This window comes from Xanthomonas sp. AM6 (assembly GCF_025665335.1).
Classification (GTDB): Bacteria; Pseudomonadota; Gammaproteobacteria; order Xanthomonadales; family Xanthomonadaceae; genus Xanthomonas_A.
Window position 1 is genome coordinate 3,586,696 of sequence record NZ_CP106869.1, and the last position, 16,177, is coordinate 3,602,872.

9 protein-coding genes are annotated in these 16,177 nt (G+C 72.4%); all 9 read right to left on the bottom strand.

Annotated elements, in window-relative coordinates:
* Positions 1-255: 255 nt before the first annotated feature.
* The 9 genes from OCJ37_RS15205 to OCJ37_RS15245 all read right to left on the bottom strand — a co-directional run bounded on the left by OCJ37_RS15205 (position 256) and on the right by OCJ37_RS15245 (position 15,975).
* On the bottom strand, positions 256-762 hold the full coding sequence (locus OCJ37_RS15205; RefSeq protein ID WP_263113702.1) for an ATP-binding protein: 507 nt from the start codon (positions 760-762) through the stop codon (positions 256-258).
* A gap of 805 nt (positions 763-1,567) precedes the next feature.
* Complete coding sequence (locus tag OCJ37_RS15210; protein WP_263110568.1) at positions 1,568-2,962, bottom strand: sigma-54-dependent transcriptional regulator; 1,395 nt, start codon at positions 2,960-2,962, stop codon at positions 1,568-1,570.
* Between the two features lie 82 nt (positions 2,963-3,044).
* Complete coding sequence (locus tag OCJ37_RS15215) at positions 3,045-5,486, bottom strand: ADOP family duplicated permease (protein ID WP_263110569.1); 2,442 nt, start codon at positions 5,484-5,486, stop codon at positions 3,045-3,047.
* Complete coding sequence (locus OCJ37_RS15220) at positions 5,483-6,253, bottom strand: ABC transporter ATP-binding protein (RefSeq protein WP_263110570.1); 771 nt, start codon at positions 6,251-6,253, stop codon at positions 5,483-5,485. Before OCJ37_RS15220 ends, OCJ37_RS15215 begins: the two co-directional genes overlap by 4 nt.
* Positions 6,254-6,272: 19 nt before the next feature.
* Positions 6,273-7,517, bottom strand: a complete 1,245-nt coding sequence (locus OCJ37_RS15225) for an efflux RND transporter periplasmic adaptor subunit (RefSeq protein ID WP_263110571.1) — start codon at positions 7,515-7,517, stop codon at positions 6,273-6,275.
* Between the two features lie 353 nt (positions 7,518-7,870).
* Positions 7,871-8,665 (bottom strand): DeoR/GlpR family DNA-binding transcription regulator, encoded by a 795-nt coding sequence (locus tag OCJ37_RS15230; RefSeq protein WP_263110572.1) that lies wholly within the window; start codon positions 8,663-8,665, stop codon positions 7,871-7,873.
* On the bottom strand, positions 8,662-9,309 hold the full coding sequence (locus tag OCJ37_RS15235; RefSeq protein ID WP_263110573.1) for an HAD family hydrolase: 648 nt from the start codon (positions 9,307-9,309) through the stop codon (positions 8,662-8,664). Before OCJ37_RS15235 ends, OCJ37_RS15230 begins: the two co-directional genes overlap by 4 nt.
* Positions 9,310-9,331: 22 nt before the next feature.
* Positions 9,332-10,489, bottom strand: coding sequence for an MFS transporter (locus OCJ37_RS15240; protein WP_263113703.1), 1,158 nt, complete (start codon positions 10,487-10,489; stop codon positions 9,332-9,334).
* Positions 10,490-11,022: 533 nt separating this feature from the next.
* Positions 11,023-15,975, bottom strand: coding sequence for an alpha-2-macroglobulin family protein (locus tag OCJ37_RS15245; protein WP_263110574.1), 4,953 nt, complete (start codon positions 15,973-15,975; stop codon positions 11,023-11,025).
* Positions 15,976-16,177: the final 202 nt, after the last annotated feature.

The window sequence follows — 16,177 nt, forward strand, 5'->3', positions numbered from 1 at the left end:
GGGTGGACTGCGGGACATTGGTCGCGATGATTGCTCGGGAAGGCCCGTCGCGACTGAAGTCGCTCCCACAACGAGCGCTGCCCGTCGGACGTCATCCACGCGGCCGATCGTGGAAGCGACTCCTGGTGCCCCGGCCATCGCTCCCGACTGTCACCGAAACCGGATCCCTTCCGGCTTCGACGCCGCGACTGATCGCCCCGCACGGCCGCCGCAACGCCGTGCTGGCGGCGAGCGCTGCGGAAAAATCCAGCTACATCACGCGTCGTTGCCGCCGGGCGCCAGCGGCAGGCGCAATGTGGCGACGCTGCCGCCGGCCTCCCCGCGCGGCGCAAGGCTCAGGCTGCCGCCCTGCGCCTCCAGGATCTGCCGCGACAACACCAGGCCGATGCCCGACCCGCCGGGCTTGGTGGTGAAGAACGGCACGAACAGGTTGTCGCTGGGCGGCAGTCCGGCGCCGCCGTCGAGGATCTCGATCAGCGCGCTGGCGCCGTCGCGGCGCGCGCGCAGCGCCACCGGCGCGCTGCCGCCGGATTCCAGCGCGTTGCGCAGCAGGTTGATCAGCACCTGCTCGAGCTGGTCGGCGTCGGCGTGCAGGTGCAGCTGTGGCTCGACTTCGACCTGGACCCGCGCATCGTCCAGCAGCCGCTGCACGCGCGCGCACAGCGGCGCCAGCGCCACGGCCGCCGGCACCGGCGCCGGCAGCCTGGCCAGGCGCGCGTAGCCGCCGAGGAAGCGCTGCAAGGCCGCGCTGCGCTGCTCGATCAGCGCCAGGCCGTTGCGCAGGTCCGCGTGCAGGTCGGCATCGAGCGTGGCCGGCGCGGCCGCCAGCAGGCGCGCGAGGGTGTCGGCGATCGAGGCGATCGGCGCCAGCGAGTTGTTGATCTCGTGGCTGAGCACGCGCAACAGGCGGCGGAAGGCCTGCGCTTCCTCCTCGCGCAGCGCACGCTCCATCGGCTGCACCAGCAGCAGCTGCCCGGCCTGGCTGCGGCTGCGCAGCGCGGCGTGGCCGATCTGCCAGCGCCCCTGCTGGCCGGCGAAGGCATGCGCGTGGATGCTGCCCGACGGCAACGCGAACAATGCGGACAGGCCCAGCGCCTGCGCCGATCGCCCGATCAGCTGCTCGGCGGCGGCACCGAGCAGGCGCTCGCCGGCCGGGTTGACCAGGCGCAGGCGCTGGTCCTGCTCGAACGCGAACACCGCCCCGTCCAGCGCCGCCAGGGTCTTGCTCAGCAGTTGCAGGCTCTCGTGCGAGTCGCGCTGTTCGTCCTGCAGCCGCTGCGCCAGCGCGTTGAACCGCTGCAGCAGGCCGTCGGCATCGCGATCGCGCGCGTCCTGCGCCACGCGCACGCTGTAGTCGCCCTCGCGCAACGCCTCGAGCAGGCCGCCGAGGGTGCGCAGGCGCTGGCCGGCGTCGCGCTGCTGCCAGCGCCACAGCGCCGCGGTCAGCAGCAGCACGCACAGCAGCAGCACCGCCGCCTCCGGCGGCCGCGGCGCGCCGAACGCGAGGACCAGGATCAGCGCCAGCGACGCCGGCGCCGACAGCCACAAAGACCGCCAGCGCTGTCGCTCAGCCGCCGTCATCGCTGCGCAGGCCGTGCTTGCCCAGGCGCCGGTACAGGCTCTGCCGGGTGATGCCGAGCTGGTCGGCGGTACGTTGCAGGTTGCCCTGCTGCTGGGCCAGCGCCTGCCGCAGCAGCAGGGCCTCGGCTTCCTCGAGGGTCAGCTGGGTCGACAGGGCCGGCGCCGCGCCCGCGGCCGGCTGCAGGCGCAGGTCGTCGCTGCCCAGCGTCGCGCCGTCGGCGAGCAAGGCGGCGCGCTCCATTGCATGCGCCAGTTCGCGCACGTTGCCGGGCCAGGCGTAGCCGAGCAAGGCACGTTCGGCGTCGCGCGCCAGCGCCGGCAGCGGCCGCCGGTAGCGCGTGCAGGCGGCGGCCAGGTAGTGCCGCGCCAGCGGCAGGATGTCGGCGCCGCGCTCGCGCAGCGGCGGCACCCGCAACTGGAAGGTGTTGAGCCGGTACAGCAGGTCCTGGCGGAAATGGCCGGCGGCCACTTCCGCGTCCAGGTCGGCATTGGTCGCCGCGACGATGCGCACGTCCACGCGCTGCGTGCGCGAGGACCCGAGCCGCTCGAACTCGCCGTCCTCGATCGCGCGCAGCAGCTTGGGCTGCTGCTGCAGCGGCAGGTTGCCGATCTCGTCCAGGAACAGGGTGCCGCCATCGGCCAGTTCGAAGCGGCCGGCACGGTCCTGGCGCGCGTCGGTGTAGGCGCCGCGCACGTGGCCGAACAGCTCGGCCTCGAACAGGGTCGGCGCCAGCCCGCCGATGTTGACCTTGACGAAGGCCTGCGCGCGGCGCGGCGACCACTGGTGCAGCAGCTGCGCCAGCAGGCTCTTGCCGGTGCCGTTCTCGCCCAGCAGCAACACGTTGGCGCCGCTGCCGGCGATGCGCAGCAGGTCCTCGACCAGGCGCTGCATCGGCGCCGACTCGGCGACGAAACCGGCGGCGCCATCCTGCAGCAGCAGCGCCTGCGCCTCGCCGAGCCGCTGCGCGTTGCGGCGGCTGCGGTCCAGCGCGATGCGGCTGTCCAGCACCGCCAGCACGCGCGCGTTCTGCCAGGGCTTTTCGATGAAATCCACCGCGCCGTCGCGCATCGCCGCCACCGCCAGCTCGATGCTGGCCCAGGCGGTCATCGCGATCACCGGCAGCCCCGGCCACTGCGCGGCGATCTGCGCGATCAGCGCCAGGCCCTCGGCGCCGGAGGTGGTGTCGCGGGCGTAGTTCATGTCCACCAGCACCGCGGCGAAGTCGTCGCCGCGCAGGCAGGCCAGCGCCAGCTCCGGCGACTCGGCGCCGACCATGCCGTAGCCGGCGCTCTTGAGCAGCATGCGCAAGGCCTCGCGCACGTCGGCCTGGTCGTCGACCACCAGGATGCGCGGCAAGGGCGGCGTGCGAGCGTCGTTCATGGCGCAGAGTCTAGCGGCTGGCCGTCGCCTGCATGCGCGACGCACGCCGCGGCCGCGCAGGCGCGCCGGTTCGCGGTCCCGGTCATTCGGCGCGCAACGCCTGCATCGGCGGCACCCGCGCCGCCCGCCGCGCCGGCGCCAGCGCCGCGAGCAGGCCGGCCGCGGCCAGTACCAGCAGCACCGCGCCGATCGCCAGCGGATCGGCCACCCGCACCTCGAACAGGAAGCGTTGCAGCACCCGCGACAGCGCCATCGCCACGCCCAGGCCCAGCAGCAGCCCTATCCCGATCTGCATGCCGGCCTCGCGCAATACCTGTTGCCGCAGCCGCGCCGGCGGCGCGCCGAGCGCGGCGCGCACGCCGAACTCGTGCTGGCGCGCGGCCACCGCCACCGCCATCACCGCGTACAGGCCGACCGCGGCCAGCAACAGCGCCAGCGCGGCGAACAGGCCGACCAGCAGCAAGTTGAGCTTCTGCTCGCCGGTGGTGGTGGCGACCACGGCGTTCATCGACTGCAGATCGGCGATCGGCTGCTGCGGCGCCACTTCGCCGATCGCCGCGCGCAGCGCGCGCTCGTCCACGCCCTTCGCGCCCGCATGCAGCCGCAGCGCATAGGTCAACGCGCCGAAGCTGCGCATGATCCGCCACATCGGCTCGCTCATCTGCGCCAGCGGCTGGTACACCGTCGGCTCCGGCGGCTCGGCCGGGCTGGTGTGGCGCACGTCGCCGACCACGCCGACCACCCGCATCGACAAACGGTGGTTGTCGCCGTCGTCGGGGACGGTCACGATCTTGCCGAGCGCCTGCCCGTGCAGATAGCGCTCCGCGAACGAGGCACTGACCAGGCACACATTCTCGGCGCCGGCCACGTCGCCGTCGGCGATGCCGCGGCCGGCCAGCAACGGAATACGGAACACCTCCAGGAACTGCGGCGTGACCACGCGGTACTGGCTATCGAGGGAGGGACCGCCGTCCACCTCCACGCTCCAGCTCAGCTGCGTCGCCGTCGGCGGATTGCTGGAGACGCCGACGCGTTCGATGCCCGGCACCTGTTGCAGCCGCGCGACGATGCGCCGGGCCTGCTCCACCGCGTCCTGCGCCGTGGCATAGCGCTCCTTCACCGGCGACAGGGTGAACACCATCGCGGAGCGGCTCTCGAAGCCCATCGGCACCTCCGCCAGTTTTTGCAGGGTGCGCGTGAACAGCGCCGCGCCGATCAGCAGCACCACGGCGATGGCCACCTGCGCGATCACCAGGGTGCGGCCGAGGCGGCCGGCCTGCAGGCTCCAGCCGCCACGGCCGCCGCCGGCCAGCTCCGTCACCAGGTTGCGGCGGCGGCCGCGGACGATGCCCAGCGCCGCGGCCAGCAGCGCCGTGGCGCCGCCGGCGAGCAGCGCGAACAGCGCGCTGGCGCCGCTCAGGTGCGCGGCCTCGCCGCGCATCCACAGCAGCGGCACCCAGCCGCCGAGCAGGCGCAGGCCGAGCCAGGCCAGGGCCAGCCCGGCCAGGCTGCCGAGCGCGCCGATCAGCACGCCTTCGGCCAGTGCCGGCAGGCTCAGCCGCGTCCACGGTGCGCCGAGCGCGGCGCGCACCGCGCTGTCGTGGCTGCGGCCCAGCGCGCGCAGCAGCATCAGGCTGGTCAGGTTGATCGCGGCGATCAGCAGCACGCAGGCCGCCGCGGCGAAGAACAGCCACAGCGTGTTGCCGCTGTAGGAACTGTACAGGCTGCCCTGCAGCGGCAACGCGTTCGGCGGGTCGCGCTGCAGCTGGTGCCACCAGTCGTCGGTCATGTACGGACTGCGGCGCAGCACGCCCTTGAGCACCTCCGCGGTCTGCGCGGAGGCGGCCGCCACACTGACGCCCGGACGCAAGCGCGCCACGATGATCTCGTTGGTGGACAGATTGGTCGCGGTCAGGTCCGGCTGCATGTTGCGGACCACGTCGAACGGCTCGGCCCAGGGAAAGTCCGCCGGCAACACGCCGACGATCTGCACCGGCTTGCCCTCCACCTGCAGCGTGCGGCCTACCGCCGCCGGATCGCCGCCGAAATAGCGCTGCCAGAAACGATGCGCGAGGATCACCGCCTGCGGTCCGCCGGGCCGATCCTCCTCGGCGTTGAAATTGCGCCCCGCCGCCATCGGCAGCCCCAACGTGCGCAGGAACCCCTCGTCGGCGCTGATCGCCGCGACCACTTCGCTGGTGTCGCCGCGGGCGATGTTGGCCGGCACCGGAAACCCGCGCAGGATGCCGATGGACTGCAGGGCGGACAGGCGCCGCAGCGGCGGGTAATAGCCGGGCGCGGCGATGTTGTGGCCGCCATCGACGGCCTTGCCCAGCGTGACCAGCTGCTGCGGCTGCGGGAACGGCAGCGGCTTCAGCAAGGCCTGGTCGAGCAGCGCGAACACCGCCGTGGTGGTGGCCACGCCCAGCGCCAGGGTCAGCACCGCCAGCAGCAGGTAGCCGGGCTTGCGCGCCAGCGCGCGCCAGGATTGCCGCGTCTCGGCCCAATAGATGGCGGCGCTCATCGCGCCTGCTCCGCGGCGCGCGCCGGCAGCGCCACGTCCTGCTCGTGGCGCAGCCGCTCGAAGGTGTCTTCGTCGACGATGCGCCCGTCGAGCATGTGCACGATGCGCTGCGCGCGCCGCGCGAACGCCGGATCGTGGGTGACCATGCACAAGGTGGTGCCGTTGTCGTGCAGCTGCTCGAGCAGCTGCATCACCGCCTCGCCGTTGCGCGTGTCGAGGTTGCCGGTGGGCTCGTCGGCGAGCAGGATCGAAGGATTGCCGGCCAGCGCGCGCGCCACCGCCACGCGCTGCTGCTGGCCGCCGGACAGCTGCCCCGGATAGTGCCGGTGGCGATGGTGCATGCCGACCAGTTCCAGCACCTCGCGCACGCGCTGGCGGATGCGGCCGCGCTCGGCGCCGTCGCGGTAGGTCAGCGGCAGCGCCACGTTCTCCTCCACGGTGAGGTCGGCGATCAGGTTGAAGGCCTGGAAGATGAAGCCGATCTCGGCGTTGCGGATGCGCGCGCGACCGACCGCGTCCAGTTCGGCGACGCTGCGGCCGTTGAGCCGGTACGTGCCGCCGCTGGGCGCGTCGAGCAGGCCGAGGATCGACAGCAGGGTCGACTTGCCGCAGCCGGACGGCCCGGTGATGGCGACGAAATCGCCATGCGCCACGTCCAGCGCGATCTCGGCCAGGGCATGGGTTTCCACCTCGTCGGTATGGAACACCTTGCCCAGCCCTTGCAGGCGGATCAGCGGCTCGGCGGGATGTGCGGGAACTGCGGTCATGTCGGTTTCTCCTGAGGCGCTAGCGTAAGCGCAGGGTGGCGTAGGCATTCCACTGGCTGGTGTCGGACAGCACGACCTGGTCGCCGGCGCGCAGGCCGGCGCGGACTTCGATGCGGTCGCTGGAGGCGGCGCCGAAGCGCACGCGGATGCGCTGCGCGCGCGCGCCGCCCTCGCGCAGCACGAACAGGTCGCCGGCGGTGTTGGGCGCGGCCAGCGCCGGGCGCGGGATGCTGACCACGTCGCGCAGCGTGCCGAGCACGATGCGGCCGTCCACCGACAGGTCCGGGCGCACGCCCAGCGGCAGCGGCGGCGCCAGCCGCACGTCGACCACCACGCTGCCGCTGCGCACCGCCGGATCGATCCGCGCCACCTGTCCGCCGACCACGCCGTTGTGCGTGTCCACCGCGACCGGCAGGCCGTCGATCACGTCCTTGGCCAGCACTTCGGGCACCTGCAGCCGCGCCAGCAGTTCGTCCGGGCGCGCGACCCGCGCCAGCTTGGCGCCGACCTCGACGCGCTGGCCCGGTTCCACGTCCACCTGCTGCAGGATGCCGGCGCTGCCGGCGCGCACCTGCAGCGAGGCCGCCTGTTGCGCGGCGACGGCCAGCGCGCTGGCGGCCTGCGCACGCCGCGCCTGCGCGGCGCGCAGCTGCGCGGCCATGTTCTGGCGGAAGGCGGCCACGCGCTTGGCCTCGATGGTGGCGCGGCCATGCTGCTGGGCCTCGGTGATCTGGCTCTGGGTCAGGTCGATCGCCGAGATCGCGCCGCCGTCGTGGCCGCGCTGGTAGGCCTGCGCCCTGACCTGCGCGATGCGCCAGTCCGAGTCGGCCTGCGCCTGCAGCGCCTGCTGGTCCAGCAGTTGCGAGGCCAGCGCGGCGCGCAGCGCGGCCACGTCGGCATCGGCGCCGGCCAGCGCGGCGCGGGCGCGGTCCAGGCCGGCGTCCAGTTCGGGATTGGCCAGTTGCAGGATCAGCGTGTCGGCCTGCACCCGCGCGCCGGCATCGACCAACTGCTGCTGCACGGTGGCGGTGGCGCCGGCGGTGATCCAGCGGATCTGCCGCGGCACCAGCACGCCGTTGGCGCGGATCTCGCGGCGCATCTCGCCGCGCGTGGCCGCATCGATCCACAGCTCGCTGCGCGCCACGCGCGGGGCGGCCCTGCCCAGGCCGAGCGTGGCCAGCAGCGCCAACAGCGCCACGGCGATGGCGAGCGCGACGACGAGACGGCGGCGATGGCGGGCGGCGGGCTGCTTGGCGATATCCATGCCATGACCGCAGCAGGCTGCGTGCCAATCGCGCTGCAGGAGAAATCCCATTGCATTCAACGCATTGCGGAAGTCACCGCGCGCGCGTGCCGTCCGTTTCCGGACAGCGCGGACCGGTTGTGGACGTCGCGCTGCTTTCAGCGGCGCGTACTCACCCGTACATCGCGGGCGCAGGCCGTTCCGTAACCTGCGGGTCTGCGCAGGCATCGGCACCGCGCGGCGCGCCTGGTGCAGGATCAGTCGACATAGGCACCGCCCCGTCCACGCTCAGCAGTTGAATCTCCGCGCGGCCAGCCGCGCGCGGCGACCGGCGATTGCGGCGCCGGCGCCGGCCCGAGTGGCCGCGCGACGCGCTAGCCGGCGGCCTCGGCAGGACCGGCGCGATGCACCTGCACCGCCTGCGCGGCGAAGGCCGCGAGCAGGCCGGCGGGCGCATCGTGCTCGACCACCAGGCGATCGATCGCCTCCACGCCCACCACCTGGTGCGCGGCCAGCGCGCCCAGCTTGTCGCTGGTCACCACGGCGATGGTCTCGGCGCTGGCCTCGACCATGGCGCGCTTGAACAGGCTTTCCTCGCCGTCCACGCCCCACAGGCCGCGCTCCGGGTCGATCGCGCAGGCGCCGGGGAAGCACAGGTCGGCGCGCAGCTGGCGCAGTTGCTGCAGCGCCTGCGCGCCCACCGCCGCGCCGATGCGCGGATCGACGCGGCCGCCGATCAGCAGGATCTCGAAACCTTCGCGCGGCATCAGCAGCTGGGCGATGTCCGGCGCGTTGGTGACCACGGTCAGGCCCTGCCGCGGCGGCAGGGCGGCGGCGATGGCGCTGTTGGTGGAACCGGCGTCGATCAGCAGCACCTGCCCGGGCCGCACCAGTTCCACAGCAGCTTGGGCCAGGGCACGCTTGCGCTCGGCGTGTTCCTCGCGCCGCTGCGGCAGCGGCGCGACGCTGGGCGTGGGCGGCAGCGCGCCGCCGTAGACGCGGCGGCACAGGCCCTGCGCGGCGAGCTCGCGCAGGTCGCGGCGGATCGAGTCCTCGGACACCGCGAACGCGGCGGCCAGTTCGGTGGCCACGACCCGGCCGTGTTCGCGCAGGCGTTGCAGGATCGCCTGCTGGCGTTCCTGCGGCAGCGCGTCGGCGGCCGCGGTCATGCGTCCTGCCCGGCGCCGCGCAGTGGCAGGCCCAGCGCGCGCAGCTCGGCGCGCAGCGTGGCCGCGTCGCGGAACTGCAGCGCGTGCAGGCCCTGCGCGGCGGCGGCGCGCACGTTGCGCGGCGCATCGTCGACGAACACCGCGCGCGCCGGATCGATCGCGTAGCGCGACAGCAGCAGCGCGAAGATCGCCGGGTCCGGCTTCACCAGCCGCTCCTGCCCGGACACCAGGATGCCGGCGAAGCGCTGCAGGAACGCGTAGCGCCGCAGCGCGACCGGGAAGGTCTCCTGCGACCAGTTGGTCAGCGCGTACAGGCGCACGCCCTGCGCGTGCAGCTCCTCCAGGATGTCCACGCTGGCCTGCAGCGGGCCGCCGAGCGTCTCCTCCCAGCGCAGGTGGTAGGCGGCGATCAGCTCGGCCTGCGCCGGATGCGCCGCGCTCAGTTCGGCGACCGCCTCGCGCCACGGGCGCCCGGCGTCCTGGCGCTCGTTCCATTGCGGCGAGCACACCTCGGCGAGGAAGCGCTCCATCGCGGCGTGGTCGTCGAACAGGTGCCGGTACAGATGGCGCGGGTTCCAGTCGATCAGCACGCCGCCGAGATCGAAAATCACCGTGTCCGGTGCGTGCGCGGGAGGGGATGGCATGGTCTGGCGCTCCTTGGTCGGGTCAGTGTCGCAGCAGCCGCGAACCCGTCGCCACCAGCAGCAGCAGCCCGGCCACCGCCAGCAAGGCGGTCGGCAGGCTGCTGGCGTGGGCCAGGAAGCCGATCAGCGCCGGGCCGGCGAGCAGGCCGGTGTAGCCGAGCGTGGTCAGCGCCGCGATCGCCACCGCCGGCGAGGTGCCGGGCAGGCGCCCGGCCGCGCCGAACAGGATCGGCACCAGGTTCGACACGCCCAGGCCGACCAGCGCATAGCCGAGCAGGCCGCTGGCGAGGCCGGGCAGCTGCGTGGCCAGCAGCAGGCCGCCGGCGGCCAGCGAGGCGCCGGCCGCCAGCATCGCCGGCTGGCCGATGCGCGCGACCACGCGGTCGCCGCCGAAGCGGCCGGCCGCCATCGCCACCGAGAACAGCGCGTAGCCGACGCCGGCGTAGCGCGTGTTCACGCCGTGGAAATCGCGCAGCAGCACCGCGCTCCAGTCGAGCATCGCGCCCTCGGCGAGCAGGCAGATGAAGCACAGCGCGGCCAGCGCCAGCACCACCCCGCGCGGCAGGCGCAGCGGGGTGCGCTGCGCCGGATCGTGGGCGACGACCACCAGCAGGCCGGAGCGTTGCCACAGCAGCAGCGCCAGCAGCAGCACCGACACTGCCAGCGTGGCCGCCAGCAGCGGCGCGCCGAGGGCGAGCAGCGCGCTCATCGCCGCCGCGCCGGTCAGCCCGCCGACGCTGAACACGCCGTGGAAGCTGGACATCACCGGCCGCCCGGCGCGCTTCTCGGTCTCCACGCCGTGCGCGTTCATCGCCACGTCCAGCGCGCCGAGCGCGGCACCGAAGTACAGCAGCGCGGCGACCACGCTCGGCAGGTTCGGCGCCAGCGCCACCAGCGGCAGACCCAGGCACAGCGCCAGCCCGGAGACGACCATCACCGCGCGGCTGCCGAAGCGGTGGCTGAGCACGCCCGACAGCGGCATCGCCAGGATCGAGCCGCCGCCGAAGGCCAGCAGCACCAGGCCCAACGCGGCGTCGTCCAGCGCGAAGCGCGCTTTCACGTACGGCACCATCGGCGCCCACGCGGCCATCGCGATGCCCGACAGCAGGAACACCCAGCGGGTGGCGTGGATCGCCGGGCGGGCGGATGCATCGGGAAAGGAACGCGGATCGCCGTCCATTGAGGTGCGCAGGTGGCCTGACATGCGTCAACCTTAAAACAATGCGCTTAAACGTGCAATAACATGCACAAACATGCAGATCGGCGCATCGGTATGCCGCACGCCGCCTGTGCCGCTGGATGAACCTGCGCCAGCCGGCGGACATGCCTGGGCGTCCTCAGCCTTCGTCGGTTCGGCGCCTGGCGCCTGCCCCCGGCGCGGCGGCAGCAGCAGCATTGCAGCAAGATGGCGCCCGCCGCAGCGCTCGGCCTGCCGGCGGCCGCGGCGATATCGCGGACCTGCGACGCGAGTGACCGCACACAGCCACGCAATGCCGCGCCGCGGATGCGCAGAACGCGAGAAATTCCAGAGGAGCCGATGCGGCCGCGCGCCGGCAGAAGCCGCGGCGCGACCTGGCGCCGATCGCGATCGCGAACGCGGCGCGGACGCCCGTCACCGTGCCGGACCAGACGGCGACCTTGAAGGCTGCAGCGCCTACCCCGCAGAACCAGGAGCGCGCCCGCACCGATGCGGGCGCATTCCAGCAGCCGGTGTTACGGCTGCACCACGTTGATCGTGCCCGGATTGCTGCGCCCCACCCCGCGCAGGTCGGGACGGTACATGTCCTCGACCAGCGGCGGCGGCACGGTGTAGGTGCCCGGGGTCACCGCGCGCACCAGGTAGAACACCTGCGCCTTGTCGCCCGAGGACAGGCTCAGCGCGGCCACGTAGCGGTCGTCGCGGAACTCCTCGTGCTTGACCTCGGCGGCCTCGGAGCGGTCGCTGATCTCGATGCCGTCCACCACCACCTCGGACCACTGCTTGGCGTCGCCCAGGTTGAAGTTCTCGATCTCCAGGCCGGCCGGCAGCAGGTCGGTCAGCAAGGCGTCGGGCATGTTCACGTTGGAGGTGATGGTGACGCGCACGATCAGCGCCTCGCCTTCCTTCAGCGGCCGCGGCGTCCACGGCTTGCCGTCGGTGCCGTACCACTCGCGTTCCACCTTCAGCGTGCTTTCGTCCACCGCCGGCGCGGTGCGCGGGACGCCGGCGATTTCCAGGCTGGCGTACAGCGGCGCCTCGCCCTGCGGCACGAAGCTGACCCCGCGCGCCAGCTCGGCCTCGCCGAACTGGCGGCCGAACGCCTTGGCCGCGCCGATCGCCTCGCTGCCGTCGCCGATCGTCAGCTGCCCGGACACCAGCTTGCTCTGGTTGGCCAGCAGCGCCTTGCCCATCCGCGCCAGCGCCACCTGCTCCTGGGTGCTCAGCCACAGCCAGCCGCCGTGGCGGCGCGCGTCGATCTCGCGGCCCAGCGCCACCGCCCGTGCGTCGTACTCGGGCTTGGCCAGGCCGCGCTCGTGCAGCAGCGCGATCATCAGCGCGTCGTCGCGGATCACGCTGCCGTAGTCGCCGAAATAGCGCGGGCGGTCGGCGCTGTCCTTGGCGAAGCCGGCCGCGATCGCCGCTTCGCCGCGCTTCTTGTCGCCCTGCAGCGACAGCGCCACGCCCAGGTGCACCAGCGACAGGCCGGTCAGCGCCTTGCCGCGGTCGTTGTCGTACAGCGCGCGCAGCGTGCCCAGCGGGGCGCGGTTGACGCGGGCCAGCACGTAGCCGGACCAGGCCTGGTTGGCGAACTTCAGGTTCTCGCGGCGGTCCTGGCCGTAGAAGTTGTTGCCGCCGGACAGCAGGTCCTCGCTGAGCCGGTTGAGCGCCTTCTGCAGCACGGTGTCAGGCACCGCGAAACCGGCGTCCTTGGCGTCGAGCAGGAACTCGGCGATGTACGGGGTCAGGCCCGGATTGACGTAGACGTCGTCGCCCCACATCGAGAAATGGCCGCTGGAGATCTGCATCGACGCCAATCGGCCGAACGCGCCTTCCATGCGCTCGCGGCGGGTCGCCGCGTCCAGGCCCGTGGCGCCGAGCAGCCTGGCGGTGGCGTCGTCGAGCAGCAGCGCGGCGTAGCCCTTGCTGGTGGTCTGCTCGGCGCAACCGTACGGGTAGTTCAGCGCGCCCTGCAGCGCGCTGGCGAACGGGATCGGCGGCAATGCGCTGACCAGCATGCGCGCGTTGACCGAGCCGGCCATCAGCCCCTCGGCATCGGCCATGCCCAGCGTCACCGGCGCCAGCGGATCCAGCACGCGGGTCTGCGCGCGCAGCACCGACGGCCACGCCGCGCGCACCGGCAGGTCGTAGCGGCGGTCGACGCTGAAACCGTTGCCGTCCACCCGCACCCGCACCTTGGCCACGGTATAGCCTTCCTGCGCCACCAGCGGGAAGCTCAGCGTGGCCTTGCCGTCCTTGCCGAGCTTGGCGCTGCGCGCGTTCTCGGCGATCGCCAGCGGGCCCTCGCCGTCCACCCGCACCTTGAACTCGCCCGGCTGGCCGGTGAAGTTCTGCACGTCCAGGGTGACCGTGCTGCGGTCGCCCGGCGCCATCACCCGCGGCATGCTCGCCTCGGCCACGATCGGCGCGCGCACCAGCGTCTCCACGTCGCGGTTGCCGTAGCGCTCGTCCGAATACACCAGCGCCGACACGCGCAGCGTGCCGTTGAAGTCCGGCACCGGCAGCTGCACCCGCGCGTTGCCCTTGGCGTCGAGCTTCACCGAGCCGGAGAACAGATCCACGGTCTGCACCCGCGCGGTCGGCCGCTTGGCCTGCGGCAACGCCGCCAGCGCCATGTCGCCGCCGAAGCGCAGCTTGCCGCTGCCGCCCTCGAAGCTCTCGATCACGCGGCCGTAGATGTCGTACGCATCCACGCCCAGGCGCCGCTGCGCGAAGAACTGCGCGTTGGCGTCGGGCACCGGGAAGCGGGTGATGTTGAGGATGCCCACGTCGACCGCGGAGATGGTCACGTGCGCCTGCTTGCCGGCCAGTTCCGGCACGCTCACCGTCACCGGCAGCGGCTGCTCCGGGCGCATCTGCTTGGGCGCGACCAGGCCCACCGCCACGCGCCGGGTCTTGCGCTCCATCGGCACGAAGGCCACGCCGACCGCGCGCGCCGGGGTGATCTTGCTCGGCGCCGACCCGCCGCGGAACACCAGCGCGGTGACGTAGACGTCGTGGCGCTCCCAGTCCTTGGTCACCGGGATCTCGAACGTGCTGCCCGGCTTCACGTCGACGTCCTGCACATACAGCATCCTGTCGCTCTCGACCATCAGCACGCCGGGACCGGCATGCGGCGGGGTCAGGGTGACCTTGAGCGTGTCGCCGGCCTTGTAGCCGGTCTTGTCCAGCGCCAGCTTGACCTTGTCCGGGCGCGCGTCCAGGCCGCGGTTCTCGTCGTTCCAGCTCCAGCCGGCGCGGAACGGATAGCGCGTGGTCAGGCCGGTGGACGGATCGAACACGTCCACGCGGTACTCGCCCCACTCCACCGGGAAATCGAACTTGGCCGCGCCGCTGCCGGCATCGACGGCGATGGTCTGCTTGTTCTCGAAGCGGCGGGTGAAGTCGTAGTCCCAGCGGTTGTCGGTGAACGCCCAGTGGTAGTCGCGCAGCTCGCGCACCAGGGTTACCTTCAGCCCCTTGGCCGGCTGCGGCTTGCCCTGCGCGTCCACCCGCATCAGCTCGAAGCGCGCATTGGCGTTGGCGTCGGCGCCATCGGCGTCGTCGAACAGCGGGCGCACCCCGACCAGCGCCGGCGCCGGCCACAGCACGCGCTTGAGCGTGCGGGTGACGGTACGGCCGCCGGTCTCGTAGACGCTGGCGGAAACCAGCGCGGCGATGGTGCTGGTCGGCTTGGCTTCGTCCGGCAGCGCGATGTCCTCGGCGATCTTGCCGTCGGCGCCGAACTCGGTATCGATCACGTCCTTGGCTTCGCGCGGCAGCTGCAGCGTCGAGTCGCCGAAGAAATAGCCCGGCAGCGATTCCACCGGATGCTGCTCGACCGCTACCGCCAACTTGGCGGTGAAGCGGTTGCCGTCGGCCGGCGCGCCGTACAGGTAGGCGGCAGTGGCCTGCAGCTTGAACGGCTCGCCCGGCTTGAGCGTCTTCTGCGCGCTGTCCAGGTCCAGCTTCATGCGCTCGGGCAGGAACTCCTCGATGCGCAGGGTCATGCCCTGCACCGCCTCCTTGCTGGCCGGGTCGGTGCGGAACTCCACCTGCCAGCGCCCGGTCGGGGCATCGGCGGGGATGAGCTGCTCGAAGCTGAAATAGCCCTGCTCGCCCGGCAGCAGCCGGGTCTCGCGGAAGATCTTGCCGTCGGGCTGCTTCAGCCGCAGGAACACCGGTTGACCGCCGGCCGGCTGCGCGCCCTTGCCGGTGGCTGCCACCGGCTTGCCGTCGTTGTCGCGCAGCAGCGCCGACACGCGCACCGTCTCGCCGGGACGGTACAGGTCGCGGCCGGACCAGGCGAACACGTCGAACCAGGCGTTCTCGCGCCCGGCCACGGCGAACTCGCTCAGGTCCAGCGCCGGCTGGTTGAACGGCAGCATCGACAGGTCGGTGCCGCTGCGCGCCACCAGCACCTGGCCGGCGTCGAGCGTGTAGTTCAGCAGCGCGTTGCCGTTGGCGTCGGTCTCGCCCTTCAGGAACAGCTCGCCCTGGGCGTCGAGGATGCGCAGTTCCACCTTCTTCAGCGGCTCGCCGCTCTGCAGCGAGGCGGTGTGCACGAACAGCTTGTCCTTGTAGGCGCGCGTGTGCAGGCCGATGTCGCTGACGGTGAAGAAGGCGGTGTCGTATTCGTTCTCGAACCGGCCCGGGCGCTTCATCACCGCGAAGTACAGGCCCGGCTCCTGCAGCTCCTTGATTTCCTGGATCGGCAGGTAGGTCAGCGCGCGCTCGTTCTTGTCGCCGCCGAGCACGAAGCGGTTGACGTAGACCGACTCGGCCAGCTGCGAGATCGGGGTGTGCTCGCCGTACTCGCTGTCCATCTCCCAGCTGCCGCGGCGGCCGCCGCGCTGGTACTGGGCGAAGAACGTCGGCAGCGCGCCTTCCTTGACCCGCATGAACTCCACGTCCACTTCCGGCACGTTGAGCGAGACCACCGGCAGGCCGCGGCTCTCACGCGCCGGCAGCACGCTGCCCTGCGAGGCGAAGCCGACCGCCGGCTCCAGTTCGCCGGTGTAGACCTTCTGCTTGAGCGGCTTGCCCAGGCGGCTGCCGTCGGCGGCGAGCAGGTCGGCGGAGATCACCACGGTGTAGTCCTTGGCCGCCTCCACGTACGGATAGCGCAGGGTCTTGCCGTCGTCGGACAGCGACCAGGCGCTGTCGTCGGTGCCGACCTTCTCCTCGAAACGCAGCAGCTTGTCGAAGTCCTGGGTGCCGACCAGCGGCCGCGAGAACTCCAGCGCCAGCGACAGGCCGTCGCTCTTCTGGTCGGGATAGGCGCGGACCAGGCCAAAGCCCTTCATCGCTTCCTTCTGGCCCTTGACCGGTTCGCCGCTGGCGTCGGGCAACTGCCCGGATTCGTTGCGCTTGCAGCCGCCCAGCGCCAGCGCCAGGCCCAGCAGCAGGAAGGTGCCCAACAGCCCCGCGCGCAGGAAGTGCCGCTGCCGCTTCGAATCCGTCTGCATACGTTCGCTCCGTGAAAGTGGCGCGAGTATAGAACGCGGACGCGACGGCCGGAGGGTCGGCGTGGAGATTGCAGCGCGGCGTTTGCGCGTGCCCGGCCCGGGGAGAGGAAGCGAAGGGGAAAGCACCCGCCGGCACCTCCGAGAGCCCTCCCTGTGGGAGCGACTTCAGTCGCGACGCACGCCGCGGCGCATCGGCTGGACC